The organism is Caproiciproducens puteiluti, assembly GCF_052442865.1.
Lineage (GTDB): Bacteria > Bacillota > Clostridia > Oscillospirales > Acutalibacteraceae > Caproiciproducens.
Map to the genome: position 1 here is coordinate 43,177 of NZ_CP194790.1, position 15,130 is coordinate 58,306.

Sequence of the window (15,130 nt, forward strand, 5' to 3'; positions counted from 1 at the left end):
CTATTCTATTCCCCTGTAGTAAAGCCCGCGGGTGTGTTCCCCGTCGTCCGGGGAACCGGCCAGATACCGGCCGATGATCTCCTCCACCTCCCGTGCGGATTCGGTGGTAAAACGCAGGACACCGAAATCCTGATTGCGTACCTCCCGAAGCCGGTCGGCCATATAGAGAGGAACGGAATTGAGGACCTCGCTGCAAGCGCCGTAACACTGGACGGGGAACCGGATTCCCTTCCGGTCGGTCAGAAACGGCGCGGTTTCACAGTTTTTACAGCCGCCCGCGTTCGCCGCGGGGCAGTTGCGCGTCAGCATCAGCGGCAGCCGTCCGTAGAGCAGAAGACCCCTCGGCAGCTCTCCGCCGACGGCGGCGGCCTGCGCGAGCGTCAGCTCAAAGGAAAGCTCCGTGTCCGCCAGCCCGAATTCACTGTGCCAGAGAAGCGCCGCCGTATTGGTAATGTTGAGCGAAAAGCCGCCGTGTACGGTCAGCCCCAGCTCGCGGCCGAGCGCCGCCGCGCCGAGGTTCCCCGCCCAGACGTCGGAAAATCCGACTTCTTTCGCGGCGGAAAGCCGAGCCCGGACGGCTTTTTCCATCCCGAACATGCCGCGCGGGATTTCCAGTGCGACGGAATAGCCGTCTGCTTTTAATTTTTGAAGAATATCCAAATCCGTATCATACGGAAGATAAACGAGTTCACATTGCTTTGCCGCGGGCGGAAGATCGGTGCTTGCGAACCGCGAGCGCAGCCGCAGCTTTTTTGCCGTGTGGGTGCCCGCTTCGGGAATCCGGCACATTTGGAACGGAATCTCCGCGCGGCATGTGCGCAGCTGCTCCAGCTTTTCCAGCGCCTCCCGGCGCAGCCTGTTTAAGGAAGAAACCGGGACGGAAAGCCCCTCTGCGATCTCACAGACGATTTCGTCGGCGTAAAACGGCGTGCCGCCCGTCTTTTTGAGCTGTTCGGCGCAGCGCTCTTCGTCGATCGCGCGGCTGAGCGCGGGCTGGGGCGTTTCACCGAGGGAAACGCGGGCCGTCCGGCCGTCGCGGTCGGCGGCAAAAAGCACCAAAGGCTGCTCTTTTTGGATGGTCAGGCGGAAAGAAACCGGAATCCTCTGGTATTCGTGGTTGTAAAGGCTGTGCAGTTCGGCGAAAACCGCGCCGGTCGCGCCGGTCACGTCCTCCCTGGAACGCACGCCGAACATGTCGCGGCCCAGCTTCCCGTCCAGATATCCGGTGGTAAAGCCCGAGCGGGAAAAGACCGCGCCCAGGTTTTTCACCAAATCCGGGGGAACCGGTTCGCCGTCCGCCGCCAGCCGGCTCGCGCGCGCGGCTGCGGCGACGTATTCCGGCCGCTTCATACGGCCTTCTATTTTCGCGCTGGAAATGCCCGCGCGGCTCAGCTCGTCCATACGGCTGATCATGGAAAGGTCCTTTAAGCTCAGATCGTGCCCCGTTCCGCCGGTAACGGAAAACGGCAGCCGGCAGGGCTGGGCGCAAAGGCCGCGGTTCCCGCTGCGGGAGCCGAGCACGGAGCTGAAGTAGCACTGTCCGCTGACAGACATGCACAGCGCGCCGTGGACAAAGGCTTCCAGCTCCACGGGGGTTGCCCGATGGATTTCCCCGATTTCCCGGAGATTCAGCTCGCGGGAAAGCACCACGCGCTTGATTCCCGCTTCGAAAAGCGCAGAAGCGCCCAGCGGGGTGTGGATGCTCATCTGGGTGGAGGCGTGCAGCCGCAGGCCGGGCGCGCATTTTTGCAAAAGCCGGATCAGGCCCGTGTCCTGTACGATCAGCGCGTCCACAGGCAGGGTGCAGGCGTAGGAAACAAAATCGAGCGCTTTTTGCAGCTCGTCCTGCAAAAGCAGGGTGTTGACCGCAAGGTAGACCTTTACCCCGCGGGCGTGGCAGTACTCCACGGCGGATTTTAACTCGCCGCTGTCAAAGTTTTTGGCGCCGGCCCTCGCGCTGAACGCGCTTCCGCCCAGATACACCGCGTCCGCCCCCGCGCGCACTGCAGCGGTCAGGCTTTCCGGCGACCCGGCAGGGGCCAGAACCTCTATGTTACTGTTCGTCATTTTTCTTTTCAAAGAAGCTCATAAAGCCTTCCTGTTCGGCGGTGATGTCCGGATTCACGCGGGAATAGCTGCCCGCCTGCGGCCTTTGTACGGGGGAGCCGGGAACGACCGGTTTCTGTGCGCGGACCTCCGGCGCGGGCATGTCCGCGGCAGGCTCTCCGTCCTCCGACAGACGTGCGCGAAGGGTCTGGATTTCCCGTTTCAGGCGCTCGATTTCCCGCCGGGCTTCCTCGGCCTCCATGCGCGCGTGGGAGGAATCCTCCAGATAATCCTTGATCTGGGAGCGGAGGTTGTCCGCCCCGCCCGCGGATTTGTGGGCTTCGTCACAGTAGCGGAGCGCCGTAATAACGGCCGCCATGGTGATGGAAACACGTTCATTTTTGCCCGTGATATCATCCATGGCCTTCTCCACTTCGTCGCCGATCGAGCGTACGTAGCTCTCGCTGTCGTCCGAGCTGATGACGCACTCACAGCCGCAAATATTCAATTTCACTCTGTTTTTACTCATGAAGTCATACCCTTTCACACAACAGCGAATTTAGAATTGTTTACATTATAGTATATTATAACATAATATGAAAGAGCTTTCACTATTTTTTACGGACCTGCCGGTCGGGATGCGGACCGTGCGGTCGGCAAGCGCCTACGGCGATGCTTCCAGTTGGCTTATGCTGAATGTGAGTAGGATGCTCCGAGACTCCCTCCCCGCGCCGGGCGCGACACCTCCCTCACGGAGGGAGGTAGGGTGTCCTCTTTCGGCTCCCTCTTTGAGGGAGCCGGCAGGCGAAGCCTGACTGAGGGAGTCCGGTTTCCCGCGAGCTTCACTCCCTTCGGCGCGGCGGATATGCTTTTCTTTGTTTTATTGTTTTGTGAATATTGTACAATTTTAAGCCGAAAATACGTTGTAATAACAAAAGAAAGATTTCGCGGGAGAAAACAGAAGAAATCGGCTCTGGGCCTTTTGTTTTCCGAATTTTTCGGTGAAATCCGCGCTTCCAGACGCTGCTGTTGAAAAACTGCGGATATTGGTATATAATAGACACAAATTCGATATTGGCATATCGGAATCCCAAACGGGAAAATCATCGGCATACCATCCGGAAGCGCCGGAATTTTCGCGGCGTTTCCCTTATTTATGGAGGACATCATTATGAATTACAGACAGCCGGTCGGAAAAATCAAGGAAACGATCCTGTCTACGCTCGACCGTGTTTTCGGCGTCAGCCTTGAAAACGCGACCGACGAACAGTGTTACAAAGCGGTCGCGCTCACCGTGCGCGATTTGATGGCCGCGGGCCGGAGCGAATATATGGCGGAGGCGGAAAAAACCCATACCAAGCAGGTTTACTATCTTTGTATGGAATTCCTGCTGGGCCGTTCGCTGAAAAACAATCTGTTCAACCTCGGGATCGAGGGGGACTTCCGCAAAGCGCTGGGCGAGCTGGGGCTGAAGCTGGACTGTCTTTACGAGCAGGAACCGGACGCCGGGCTGGGCAACGGCGGGCTGGGCAGGCTTGCCGCCTGCTTCCTGGACGCCCTGGCCACACAGGGCTACCCCGCCACGGGGTATTCCCTGCGCTATGAGTACGGCATCTTCCGCCAGAAGCTGGTGGACGGCTGGCAGACGGAGCTGCCCGATTTCTGGCTTCCGGGCGGGAAAATCTGGATGCAGGCGGTGCCGGAAAAAAGCGTGGAGGTCCGCTTTAACGGACATATCGAGGAATTCTGGAACAACCAGTACCATGTGGTGAACCATAAGGATTTTACAAAGGTGACCGCGGTGCCGTACGACATGTACGTCGCGGGGATGGACGGGCGCGGCATCAGTCGCCTGCGCGTCTGGGCGGCAAGCTCCACCGAATTCGACATGAAGCTGTTCAACAGCGGCGACTATCTGCGCGCCATGGAGCAGAACGCCATGGCGGAGGTCATCACCAAGGTGCTTTACCCCGAGGACAACCACATGGAGGGAAAGAGCCTGCGCCTTTCGCAGCAGTATTTTCTGGTTTCCGCGACCATTCAGGATATCATCCGCCGCCACCTGTTCAAATACAGCACGCTTGACAACCTGCCCGATCTGGTGGCCATCCACCTGAACGACACCCATCCGGTGCTCGCTATCCCGGAAATGATGCGCGTGATGCTGGACGAGTGCGGCTACGGCTGGGACGCGGCCTGGGATATCGTCACCCGTACCGTCGCCTATACGAACCACACGGTCATGAAGGAGGCGCTGGAGTGCTGGGGGGTCGAACTGTTCAAATCCCGCCTGCCCCGCATCTACCAGCTTGTGGAGGAGATCAACCGCCGTTTCTGCGCGCAGATGCACGAAAAGGGCGTGGACGGCTACAAGGTGGGCCGTATGGCCCCGCTGAACGACGGCTACGTCAAAATGGCGAACCTCGCGGTCGTCAGCAGCCACAGCGTCAACGGAGTATCGCAGCTCCACAGCAATATTCTGAAAAATACCGTATTCAATGATTTTTATACCGAGATGCCGGAGAAATTCACGAACGTGACCAACGGCATTGCCCACCGCCGCTGGCTGAACCAGGCGAACCCCGGGCTTTCGAAGCTGATTACCGGGCTGATCGGCGACGGCTACCTTCACGATGCCGCGCAGCTGCAGAAGCTTGCGCGCTACGCGGATGACGCTTCCGTTCTGGAGCAGATGGCGAAGGTCAAGCGGGAAAACAAGCTCCGCCTCGCTGAGTATATCAAAAGGGAAAACTGTCTGGACGTGGACCCGGACTCCATTTTCGACGTACAGGTCAAGCGCATGCACGAATACAAGCGCCAGCATCTGAACGCCCTGCATATCCTGTCGGTCTACCAGTGGCTGCGGGAGAATCCCGACGCGGAATTCACCCCCCATACCTATATTTTCGGCGCGAAGGCCGCGCCGGGCTACTACTTCGCAAAACAGATGATCCGTCTGATCGTTGACCTAGGCAATACCATCAACAACGACCCGCGGGTCAATCAGAAGATGAGGGTCGTTTATCTGGAGGACTACCGCGTGACGCTCGCGGAGCTGCTGACCCCCGCCGCCGACCTGAGCGAGCAGATTTCGCTCGCGGGGACCGAGGCCTCCGGCACCAGCAACATGAAATTCATGATCAACGGGGCGGTCACCATCGGTACCCTGGACGGGGCGAATGTCGAAATCCACGATGCGGTAGGCGACGACAATATCCTTCTGTTCGGCATGACGGCGGCGGAGGTCGACGCGCTCAAGCCGAACTATGACCCAAGGACGTACTTCAACGGCAGCCCGGCCATTAAACAGGCGGTCGAGGAGCTGAACACCGGCTTCTGCTGCGTAAAATTCAACGATATCGCCGATTCCCTGCTGAATCACGACCCCTATATGGTGCTGGCGGATTTCGATTCCTACGCGAACGCGCAGAAAAGGGCGGAAGCCCTTTACGGCGACGCGAAGGGCTGGCAGCGCATGTGCCTGGTCAATACCGCGAACGCGGGCCGTTTCGCGGCGGACCGCGCGATCCGCGAGTACGCGGAAAAAATCTGGCACGCCCAGCCCCTGCCGGAAGAAGCCGTAAAGCAGGAGGTTCCGGTCAGACGCGTACGTCCGGGCAGAAAGAGCAAATAACTGGAAAGCTTCCTGGGAGGAATATCCATGTTTGATTCCCGCGATCCGGTGTTCCGCGACCCCGTTGGGGCGGTGGCGGACGGCACACCGGTGCATTTTAAGATTACCCTGCCGCGTGCGCTGCACTGCAGCGCGGCGCGGCTGACGATAAAGGACGGCTTTACCGGAGAAGAAATGGTCCGGGGCATGTTCTGGTGCGGTATGAACGGCGACGACGGCGAGTGGTGGGAGTGCCACTTTACGCCGGAAAAACCGGGGCTTTTCTTTTACCGGTTCCAGATTGATACCGAACGCGGAACCCTGCAGATCACGCGCGGCCGCGGCGGAGAGGGCGTTTTCAGCGATGCGGCCCGCTTCTGGCAGCTGACGGCCTATGACCGGGAGTTTGCCACCCCGGACTGGCTTGCCGGCGGCATCCTGTACCAGATCTTTCCGGACCGGTTCGCCCGCTCGGCGCAGCCGAAAACCGGCGTTCCCGCCGACCGGAAGCTGCACGAAAGCTGGCAGGAACAGCCCGACTGGCGGCCCAATGAGGACGGCAGGATCACCAACACCGACTATTTCGGCGGCGACCTGCGCGGAATCGAGGAAAAGCTCCCCTACCTTCAGTCGCTGGGCGTCACCTGCCTGTACCTGAACCCGATTTTCGAGTCCCACTCCAACCACCGGTACGACACGGCGGACTATTCCAAAATAGACCCCCTGCTGGGAAACGAGCAGGATTTCACCCGACTGTGCGCCGCCGCCGAAAAGGCGGGCATCCGGGTGGTGCTGGACGGCGTTTTCAACCACACGGGCAGCGACAGCGTCTACTTTAACCGGCAGGACCGCTACGCCGCCCCCGGCGCGTACCATTCCAAAAATTCGCCGTACTATCCCTGGTACAACTTCCAGCACTGGCCGAAGGAATACGACTGCTGGTGGAATTTCATTACCCTGCCCTGCGTGAATGAGAGCGAGCCCTCCTACCGGGAATATATCAACGGCGAAAACGGCATCATCCGGAAGTGGCTTTCCGCGGGCGCGGCGGGCTGGCGGCTGGACGTTGCCGACGAACTGCCGGATTTCTTTCTGGACGAACTTCGCGCGGCGGCAAAAGCGCAAAAGAGCGATGCGCTGATTCTGGGCGAGGTCTGGGAGGACGCGTCCAATAAGACGGCCTATGGACAAAGGCGCCGGTACCTTTTGGGCAGCCAGCTCGACAGCGTGATGAACTACCCGTTCCGCAGCGCGATTCTGGGCTTTCTGACCGGGGCGGATGCCGGGGATATGATGGAAATCATCCTCGGCATTCTGGAAAATTACCCGCCTCAGGTCGTCCGCCTGCTGATGAACCATATCGGCACGCACGACACCGAACGCGCGCTCACCATGCTTGCAGGCGAGCCTCTGGACGGGCGCGGACGCGAGTGGCAGAGCGCCGCACACCTGACAAGGGAGCGCCGCCGCCGCGGCCTGCGCCTGATGCGGCTTGCCTCGCTGATGCAGTTCACCCTGCCCGGCGTACCCTGTATTTACTACGGCGACGAGGCCGGAATGGAAGGCTACCGCGACCCGTTCAACCGGGCCTGTTACCCGTGGGGGCGGGAAGAGAAGGAACTGGTGGAGTGGTACCGCCTGTTGGGCAGACTGCGCCGCAACTGTTCCGCGCTCAGGGAAGGGGATTTTTTTCCGTTCCTTGCCGACGGCTCCTGCATGGGGTATCTCCGCCGGGACGAAGCGGTCAGCCTGCTCTGCGTCGTCAACGCGGGGGCGGAAGGCCGCAGCGTGCGGGTTCCCGAAGAATGGCGGCAGTCCCGCGCGGTGATCGGCGTGGTGCCGGACGGGAACAATATGCTGTATCTGAATCCGGAGGACTGTGCCGTTTTGCTGAAAAAGGAAACGGCAAAAGCGGTCGGGCCGGAGTGCGGGCGATTTCAGAAGGAATCCGTCGGATTGAAAAAATAAGTTGCAAATCCCCGCTAAATGTGATATGATACTTAGGCGGCTTAAAACAAAGCCGCAAAATGCGCTCGTAGCTCAGCTGGATAGAGTGCTTGACTACGAATCAAGAGGTCGCGGGTTCGAGTCCCTCCGGGCGCGCCAAAAATAAGGACAGGGCTTTTGCCCCTGTCCTTATTTTTTGTCTGCCACGAGGCGAAAATCCCGGTACAGGTGGGCGGCCGCCGTCGTAGGCACGAAAAACGCGCTAAAAGAGACATACTTCCCCGCAGGGGATAGTATGTCTCTTTTTATATCTTGAATTGTCAAGTCAAGTGCAACGATTTCTCAAAAAAGACTTCGTAGGGAGTTTTCCAACCTAAGCATTTACGGGGTCTGTGATTGAGTTTTTTAATGAAGTCTGCAATTTGGTTTTCTGAAGAAAGTGCGATGTCAAAAGACTTGGGCAGATATTCTCGAAGCAGACCATTAGTATTTTCATTTGTGCCCCGTTGCCAGGGCGCGTGGGGGTCCGGGAAGTAGAACTGCACTCCGCTCAATGCCTTCGTTACGCAGCTGTGCTTAGAAAACTCTTTGCCCCGGTCGGGCGTGATGGTTCTGCGTTTCTTCTTAGGCAAAGCGGACAGCAAAGAGATCATCTTGTCTGCAACCAGAGCCGAATATCGCTTTTGTACCTTTCCGGCCAGCAGATACCGGCTGCACCGATCCGTGATGGTTACAAGACAAGCAGAGCCTGTTTTCCCAGCCACAGTATCCGCTTCCCAATGCCCAATAACTTGCCGGTCGTCAGCTCCTTTGGGGCGCTCTTGAATGCGGTTACTGATTACAATTTTGCCTCTGGTCTCAACGGTTTCTTGGCGCCGTCTGGTTTTCCCCCGATGGCGCAGATTCCTGATTGCACCCCGATTCCCCTCGGAATGCCTTTGCGCCGGCGTGTCGAACAATCCGGCGTAAATTGCCCGATAGATGGTAGAATAGCTGATTCTCAACACGCTGTGTTCATGTCGGAGGCGATTTGATATTTGTTCCGGCGACCACTGCATTTTAAGAAACAAGTTCCTTACATGCTAAGATGATGATATTGACTCATTGTCTTCGTATCCTCCCATAGTTGTCCTCACAAACACTATGGTATCGGATTCATTACTCTGAGTCATTCTTTTTTTACTGTTGCACTTACATTGTAAATTCAAGATATATAAATATGATATCATGATTCAAAGATATTGCATCATACCGAAAAATAGGCAGCTGCAGTAAGGATTCTTTATATAGGAGGATTAGCGTTATGGATAATGAATTGAAAATAAAATTGTACTCATTTATAATGGATTGCAAAGACCCGCATGAATTGGCAAAATTTTATGCGGCGCTGCTCAAGTGGGAAAGCTTGGTTATCGATGAGGATTGGGCATGTGTATATGCCCCGAGAACCAATCAGGGAACATATCCTGGTATCATGTTTCAACGGGATTCTGAGTATCAACCGCCTGTATGGCCAGCAGAACCGGAAGCTCAACAGCAAATGGCACATATGGATTTCGTCGTTAATGATTTAGAAAAAGCAGTGCAATATGCAGTCCATTGTGGAGCGGCCATCGCAGATGAACAATTTTCTGACAATTGGAGAGTGATGTTTGACCCCGCCGGACACCCTTTTTGTTTATGCCAAATGAAATCAATTATTGAGAGTGCCCATTTTGCGTTGTTATAGAAAATCACAAAATTGAGAGGAAATTCAATATGCAAGAAACCCCGAGTCCTTTTAGGCGCGTGGGCATATCACAGGATTCATAGGCAACTATTCCTAATAACGATAACAGTTTTTAATATTTTATGTTGACATTCAATCCAATATAGACTATTATAAACATAAGACATGATGTCATAACAATATGACATCTATGACATCTCAGCAATAAAGAAATTTCCCTCCTTCCGATCTGGGGCAGAGGGAAAAAGTATGGGAGGCACTCCGCCTGATGTGAATACGAAAAGAAAGTTTGCATTTTCCGGCTTTGCCGTAATGCCCCGCTTACAGACAATGAAACTTTATTAAAAAAGGAGAAATAAAAATGCACTCCAAAAAGATCGTAATCCAAAATCCGACCGGTCTCCATGCGCGGCCAGCCTCTAATCTGGTCACGCTTTCGAAAAGATTCAGCAGTAAACTGCAGATCGTCAACGGCAACATAACGGTGGACCCCACCAGTATATTAAGCCTTTTGGCAGGGGAACTGATGCCCGGAACCCATGTGGAAGTCCGGGCGGAGGGAGAGGATGAAGTGAAAGCAGTAAATGAAATCTGCGAATTTATACGTACACTGGAGGAATAATGGTAATGCTATTGCGAGGGATTTCGGTATCCGTCGGAAAAGTGGTGGGAAAGGCTATTGTGCTTCAGGACATGCCCGAATATAGTCCGGAAGAAAAACTTCAGGGAGATCCGGAGCAGGCTGTCCGGCAGATGTACGGTACAGTAGAAAACCTCAATGACGAGATGGTATTGGTAAGTGAAAAATACGCCCAAGCCGGAAAAAAAGTGAAAGCTGAAATGTTCCGCATGCAGGCGGTGATGCTGACAGACAAAATCTTTACGGGTTCCATAGAACAGAATATCCGGGCGGGTTACAGCGTCCCCGCCTCCGTCGCGCGGGCCTCTTCGGAACAGCAGAAAGCGCTGCTCTCGCTGAACAATCCCATGCTGATGGAGCGGGCGCAGGATTTGAAGGATGTCAGCAAAAGGCTGATCCGCCGGTTGACAGGCTACAGCGACATGGACCTTTCCGACCTGCAGGAAGAAGCGATTCTTGTTTCCGACGATCTTCCGCCTTCCGTTTTGATCAATGCAAACGATATGGTCAAGGGCCTGATTATGGCAAAGGGGTCCCAAACCTCTCACGTTGCGATTTTGGCCGCAAATATGGGCATCCCCGCTGTTGTCGGCTGCGGAGACGTCGGCGGGATCAAAGATGGGCAGACGGTGTTCCTGAATGCCGTTTCCGGAGAAATACAGAGCGGCCTGACGGAAGAATGCATTCGAAAAGCAATGGAAGAATGTGAAAAAAACAGGGAAAAATGCGATCTCCTAAATACTTTAAGAGGGACGGTTCCGGCAACACGCGACGGAACCAAAATCAATGTTTTTACCAATATCATAGATGCCTCCATGACTGACAAAATCATAGAATACGGTGCGGACGGCGTCGGCCTGTTTCGAACGGAATTTTTATATATGAATCGAAAAACGTTTCCCGGTGAGGATGAACAGTTTGCCATTTATCAGAGCGTCGCGAAAAAGCTGGCGAACAGGAGCGTGACAATCCGCACGATGGACGTCGGCGCGGACAAAGCCGCAGATTGCCTTGATCTGGGCCACGAAGCAAATCCGGCGCTGGGGTACCGCGCAATCCGGATTTGCATCGACCGGACGGAAATTCTGAAAACTCAGCTTTGCGCGGCTCTCAGGGCCGGCGCGTCCGGGAACGTCAAAATTATGTTTCCCATGATCGCCTCCGTCGACGAGCTGGAACGTGCCCTGTCCGTTCTGGAGGAAGCAAAGCGGGAGCTCAGAAAGCGAAACCTTCCGTTTCAGGAGGAAACCCCGATCGGAATCATGATCGAAACCCCTTCGGCGGCAATCCTGGCCCAAAAATTCATCCAAAAGGTCGATTTTTTCAGCATAGGGAGCAACGACCTCACTCAATATACTCTGGCCGCCGACCGGCTTAACGGAAAAGTCGCCTATCTTTATGACCATCTGAACCCCGCGGTGCTGTGGCTGATTCAAAGGACGAGCGACGCGGTGAACGGCTGTAACAAGACATGCAGCGTCTGCGGGGAAATGGCCAGAGACCCGACCGCCCTTCCTATCCTGATCGGGATGGGAATCAAAAATATAAGCGTGAACCTGCCGTCCGTTTTACTGGTTAAAAAGCTGATTGGCCTTTTGGACCGGGACCTGCTTTCAGAACTGGCCGAAAAGGCTGTCTGCCTGGACACGGCGGCCCAGGTACGGGACCTGGTCAGAAGCAGCCTTCCCGACCAGTACTGGGATTGGTGCTCATAAAGGGGGGAGCGGTTCGTTGCGAAAGACTTCGCATAAGCGGGACAAGGAAAGAGGGGGAGAAAAAATTGAGCAGCAATGATCTCGTAATCGATGAAAATCTTATTTTGATCCATGTCGGGGCCGAAGAAAACGGCCAGGTGCTGCGAAAGCTGAGCAATCAGATGTATGAGAACGGTTTTGTCCGGGAATCCTTCTGCGACGCCATAATAGAGCGCGAACAGCAGTTCCCTACGGGGCTGGATTGCGGGAAGTACAATGTCGCCATTCCGCATACCCAGTCCATCCACGTCAACCGGACATGCATTGGGGTGGCGACTTTACGGGATGGGGTAGCCTTCCGAAGGATGGACGATCCCGATGAGTCCATTGACGTGACGCTTGTCCTGATGTTCGCATCGGCGGGAGGACACGAACATTTCGGACTGTTGTCTTCGATTACCAAAATGATCCAGAACGAGGCGATTGTAAAGCAAATAGTAGCGTCCGAGGACAAACAGGAGATTTTACAGATTCTGCAACAAAATTTAGTGGGAGGTTAAAGCAATGAGTAAAAAATTGATTTTGGTTGTATGCGGAGCGGGGACGTTGACATCTGTCGTTGCCGCCCAGGGAATCCAAGAGGGGCTGGAAAAAAAGGGCTTTTCCGACTTTGAGGTAAAAACGGGGAGAATCGACGAGGTGGAAAGACTTCAGGACCGGATTTCGGTACTTGTGTCCACCATGAATATCCGCCAGCAATATTCGTTCCCGGTCGTGAATGCTATCGCGTTTTTGACCGGCGATGAGTCCGGTATGGAAAAGGCAATCGATAAAGTCGCAGAATGCCTTCGTAAAGAATAAGGCATTGAAATAGTAAGGGGGAAAAAATATGGAAATGGTAAAACAGGCGTTCGACTGGTTCTTCGGCTTAGGCGGTACTGTGTTCGTACCCATCATCATGTTCGCGCTGTGCATGATCTTCGGAGGCGGCTTGTCAAAGAGTCTGCGCAGCGCACTCTACTTCGGCATCGGTCTGACCGGGCTGAATGTGATCATCGACTTGTCCATCAGCGCCATGACGCCCGTGACGACCGCGCTGTCCAACAGGCTGGGGGTAAACTTCCGCGTGATCGATATCGGTTACGGAAACGTATCGGTCGCCTGGGGATGGCCGGGTGTCGTCTGGGTAATTCTGGGCATCATCGCGCTGAATATGCTGTGCGTTATCTTTAAACTCACAAAGACTTTATGGGTGGATATGTGGAACATTTGGCATGGCGAATTTGTCGCCGCCCTGATGTGGGCCCTTACGGGAAACATCTTCATCGGCGTTGCTTCCGGCTTGCTGCTTCTGGTAATCAATATGTTTCTGGCGGATCACCACGCGAAAAAAATTCAGGAATTCAACGGCCTGGAAGGAGTATCCGTTGTCGCTACTTCCGGAACTTTCACCGCCAGCTTCGCGGAATATGTCATGAAAATAATTGAACGCATCCCCGGCCTGCGCGATGTAAACGCGTCCCCGGAGCAGATTAAGAAAAAGTTCGGTATTTTCGGTGAAATGTCCGTGATCGGCGCCATTATGGGCGTCCTGATGGGGATCATCGCCGGGTTTAACGTAACCCAGGTTCTCCAGCTTGCCATTCAGCTGGCGGCGGTGCTTGTTATTCTTCCCAAAATGCTGTCGCTGATCGCGGAAGGCATCATCCCCATTTCAAACGCACTTTCCAAATTCATGAAAGAAAAGTTCCCGGGACGCGAATTGTGGATCGCCGTCGACCCCGCTATCCTGCTCGGCGACCCCTCCGTCATGTCGACTGTGATCATCATGTACCCGATCTCCATGCTGCTGGCGGCATTCCTGCCGGGCTGCAATTTCCTTCCCGTCGCCTCTCTGGCGGCCCTTCCCTACTGGGTCGGCGGCATGGTCCCCTACACCAAAGGAAACGTGGTACATACAGTCATAGTAGCGACCCTATGGATTATACCCGCTACCCTGATTGCCTCCAGCATGGCCGGAATCATGACGGGAGCTTGCCAGCTGACCGGCGTATTTACGGATAAGATTGCAGCCGGTGCCGTCTTTACGAACTGGGATGAAGGCGGAAACATCCTGCTCTGGATTTTGGTACAAATCCGTCATTTGTTTGGGTAAGCCTTATTCCAATCCGTCTTGATTAGTGGAAAGGGATTCATTGCACACAGCAGTGCGGTTTGAACAGGTGAAAGCCGGCACGAGAAATCAGCCAGGGTTGGAAATCCGGCCTTGATGGCACCCTGCCCTGCTGATCGTTGAATCAAAAGGTCTGTGCGTGAATCCCCTTTCCGTCTGTTATTCGGAGAATAACATGGTTCTACAATGATAGAAGGTGGTTCTATGAAAGAAGCTTTGCTGAAAGATGTTGAACGGATAGAAGTGGAAGACGTTCAGGAAAACTCAACCATAAGTGACGACAGCGTTCTTGTCAGAATGAAGGTAGTAACCATCTGCGGCTCGGATGTCAATTATTTCAGGGCGAAAACTTTGCCGCATCATCTGGCTTATCCGCTTGTGTTAGGACATGAGGCGGCGGGGGTTATCACCAGGGCTGGAAAAAATATTACCCGCCTCAAGGTGGGTGACAGGGTCGCTTTGGAGCCCGGAAACTGGTGTGGGCATTGCCGCTATTGCAGAAGTGGGCAATACAATTTCTGTGAAAGATTATCTTTTCTGGCCAGCAAGGGCACTCCGGGGGCCTTGAAAGAATTTATTTCCTGGCCCGGAAAGTGCGTGTTCCGGCTGCCGGATAGCCTGAGCTTCGAGGAAGGGGCCCTGTTGGAACCGCTGTCAGTGGCTTATTCGGCAATTGAAAAGCTGCCCGAAGAAAACTGCTCGGTGATAGCGGTCTTGGGGGCCGGTTCTATCGGTATGCTTATTGGGAAACTTCTGTCCGTCATGTTTCCCGATAAAAAGGTTTATTTGTCAGATATTTTCCCCGAAAAAAGGGATATCGGGGTGCAAATGGATTTCAAGCGGGAGCAATTTCTCATTGCGGGAAAGTATGACGGCTCCACGGTCCCGGCGCTTGACGCAGTCATTGATACCACGGGCAATACAGAGGCCGTGAATACTTTTATCGGATATCTGCACAATGGGGGAACATTAGTGACCGTTGGGGTTTCCGACCAGCCGCTGGGGCAGACCTTTAAGCAAATCGTTTATAAGGGATTGAGGGTAATCCCTTCTTATCGTTATACGAATACTTACCCCAAATTGATTTCCTTGCTGCAGCAGGAGAAGATCGACATTGGCCGAATAATCACCCATCGTTTCTCTTTTGAAGAGACACAAAAAGCGTTTGAAAAAACCAGGGATATTTTGTGTATGAAGGTAGCTGTCCAAGTGGATAAATAAATGCCTCTTACTGCTATCGGCAACTTTTGGGGAAGAAGGCTCGATTCTGATACCGTGTTCCAAAAGA

11 protein-coding genes, 1 tRNA gene and 1 pseudogene are annotated in these 15,130 nt (G+C 54.6%); 10 read left to right on the forward strand and 3 right to left on the reverse strand.

The window, feature by feature from the left end:
* Together ACRQU7_RS00220 and ACRQU7_RS00225 are read right to left on the reverse strand one after the other, a co-directional pair.
* Nucleotides 1-2,067, reverse strand: a complete 2,067-nt coding sequence (locus tag ACRQU7_RS00220) for a DUF3656 domain-containing U32 family peptidase (RefSeq protein WP_444642777.1) — start codon at nucleotides 2,065-2,067, stop codon at nucleotides 1-3.
* The gene (locus tag ACRQU7_RS00225; protein ID WP_444642779.1) at nucleotides 2,054-2,575 is read right to left on the reverse strand and encodes a cell division protein ZapA; all 522 of its coding nucleotides are present in this window, start codon (nucleotides 2,573-2,575) and stop codon (nucleotides 2,054-2,056) included. Before ACRQU7_RS00225 ends, ACRQU7_RS00220 begins: the two co-directional genes overlap by 14 nt.
* A 642-nt stretch (nucleotides 2,576-3,217) precedes the next feature.
* Between ACRQU7_RS00225 and ACRQU7_RS00230 the strand changes: the two genes are divergently transcribed.
* From ACRQU7_RS00230 to ACRQU7_RS00240, 3 genes are all read left to right on the forward strand, one after another.
* Nucleotides 3,218-5,680 (forward strand): glycogen/starch/alpha-glucan phosphorylase, encoded by a 2,463-nt coding sequence (locus ACRQU7_RS00230; RefSeq protein ID WP_444642781.1) that lies wholly within the window; start codon nucleotides 3,218-3,220, stop codon nucleotides 5,678-5,680.
* Nucleotides 5,681-5,707: 27 nt separating this feature from the next.
* The gene (locus ACRQU7_RS00235) at nucleotides 5,708-7,627 is read left to right on the forward strand and encodes an alpha-amylase family glycosyl hydrolase (RefSeq protein WP_444642783.1); all 1,920 of its coding nucleotides are present in this window, start codon (nucleotides 5,708-5,710) and stop codon (nucleotides 7,625-7,627) included.
* Between the two features lie 61 nt (nucleotides 7,628-7,688).
* Nucleotides 7,689-7,765 (forward strand) — tRNA-Arg (locus ACRQU7_RS00240).
* Nucleotides 7,766-7,926: 161 nt separating this feature from the next.
* On the opposite strand, the pseudogene ACRQU7_RS00245 reads toward ACRQU7_RS00240, so the two are convergent.
* Nucleotides 7,927-8,685 (reverse strand): annotated as a pseudogene (locus tag ACRQU7_RS00245) (IS30 family transposase); the annotation flags it as partial.
* 224 nt (nucleotides 8,686-8,909) lie between these two features.
* Between ACRQU7_RS00245 and ACRQU7_RS00250 the strand changes: the two are divergent.
* The 7 genes from ACRQU7_RS00250 to ACRQU7_RS00280 all read left to right on the forward strand — a co-directional run bounded on the left by ACRQU7_RS00250 (nucleotide 8,910) and on the right by ACRQU7_RS00280 (nucleotide 15,063).
* The gene (locus ACRQU7_RS00250) at nucleotides 8,910-9,335 is read left to right on the forward strand and encodes a VOC family protein (protein WP_444642785.1); all 426 of its coding nucleotides are present in this window, start codon (nucleotides 8,910-8,912) and stop codon (nucleotides 9,333-9,335) included.
* Between the two features lie 361 nt (nucleotides 9,336-9,696).
* Nucleotides 9,697-9,957, forward strand: coding sequence for an HPr family phosphocarrier protein (locus ACRQU7_RS00255; RefSeq protein WP_444642787.1), 261 nt, complete (start codon nucleotides 9,697-9,699; stop codon nucleotides 9,955-9,957).
* Nucleotides 9,957-11,690: a phosphoenolpyruvate--protein phosphotransferase gene (ptsP, locus tag ACRQU7_RS00260; protein WP_444642789.1), complete on the forward strand. Its 1,734-nt coding sequence runs from the start codon at nucleotides 9,957-9,959 to the stop codon at nucleotides 11,688-11,690. The genes ACRQU7_RS00255 and ptsP overlap by 1 nt, the downstream gene beginning before the upstream one ends.
* A gap of 65 nt (nucleotides 11,691-11,755) precedes the next feature.
* Nucleotides 11,756-12,229, forward strand: a complete 474-nt coding sequence (locus ACRQU7_RS00265; RefSeq protein WP_444642791.1) for a PTS sugar transporter subunit IIA — start codon at nucleotides 11,756-11,758, stop codon at nucleotides 12,227-12,229.
* Between the two features lie 4 nt (nucleotides 12,230-12,233).
* Nucleotides 12,234-12,530: a PTS sucrose transporter subunit IIABC gene (locus ACRQU7_RS00270; RefSeq protein WP_444642793.1), complete on the forward strand. Its 297-nt coding sequence runs from the start codon at nucleotides 12,234-12,236 to the stop codon at nucleotides 12,528-12,530.
* Between the two features lie 28 nt (nucleotides 12,531-12,558).
* Nucleotides 12,559-13,824 carry a PTS transporter subunit IIC gene (locus ACRQU7_RS00275; protein WP_444642795.1) on the forward strand — a complete coding sequence of 422 codons (1,266 nt, stop codon included), beginning with the start codon at nucleotides 12,559-12,561 and terminating at the stop codon, nucleotides 13,822-13,824.
* Nucleotides 13,825-14,046: 222 nt separating this feature from the next.
* Nucleotides 14,047-15,063 (forward strand): zinc-dependent alcohol dehydrogenase, encoded by a 1,017-nt coding sequence (locus tag ACRQU7_RS00280; RefSeq protein ID WP_444642797.1) that lies wholly within the window; start codon nucleotides 14,047-14,049, stop codon nucleotides 15,061-15,063.
* The last annotated feature ends 67 nt before the right edge of the window (nucleotides 15,064-15,130 follow it).

Coding starts and splice junctions, on each gene's coding strand:
- ACRQU7_RS00220 (WP_444642777.1), bottom strand. CDS start 2,067: ATGACGAACAGTAACATAGAGGTTCTGGCCCCTGCCGGGTCGCCGGAA.
- ACRQU7_RS00225 (WP_444642779.1), bottom strand. CDS start 2,575: ATGAGTAAAAACAGAGTGAAATTGAATATTTGCGGCTGTGAGTGCGTC.
- ACRQU7_RS00230 (WP_444642781.1), top strand. CDS start 3,218: ATGAATTACAGACAGCCGGTCGGAAAAATCAAGGAAACGATCCTGTCT.
- ACRQU7_RS00235 (WP_444642783.1), top strand. CDS start 5,708: ATGTTTGATTCCCGCGATCCGGTGTTCCGCGACCCCGTTGGGGCGGTG.
- ACRQU7_RS00250 (WP_444642785.1), top strand. CDS start 8,910: ATGGATAATGAATTGAAAATAAAATTGTACTCATTTATAATGGATTGC.
- ACRQU7_RS00255 (WP_444642787.1), top strand. CDS start 9,697: ATGCACTCCAAAAAGATCGTAATCCAAAATCCGACCGGTCTCCATGCG.
- ptsP (WP_444642789.1), top strand. CDS start 9,957: ATGGTAATGCTATTGCGAGGGATTTCGGTATCCGTCGGAAAAGTGGTG.
- ACRQU7_RS00270 (WP_444642793.1), top strand. CDS start 12,234: ATGAGTAAAAAATTGATTTTGGTTGTATGCGGAGCGGGGACGTTGACA.
- ACRQU7_RS00275 (WP_444642795.1), top strand. CDS start 12,559: ATGGAAATGGTAAAACAGGCGTTCGACTGGTTCTTCGGCTTAGGCGGT.
- ACRQU7_RS00280 (WP_444642797.1), top strand. CDS start 14,047: ATGAAAGAAGCTTTGCTGAAAGATGTTGAACGGATAGAAGTGGAAGAC.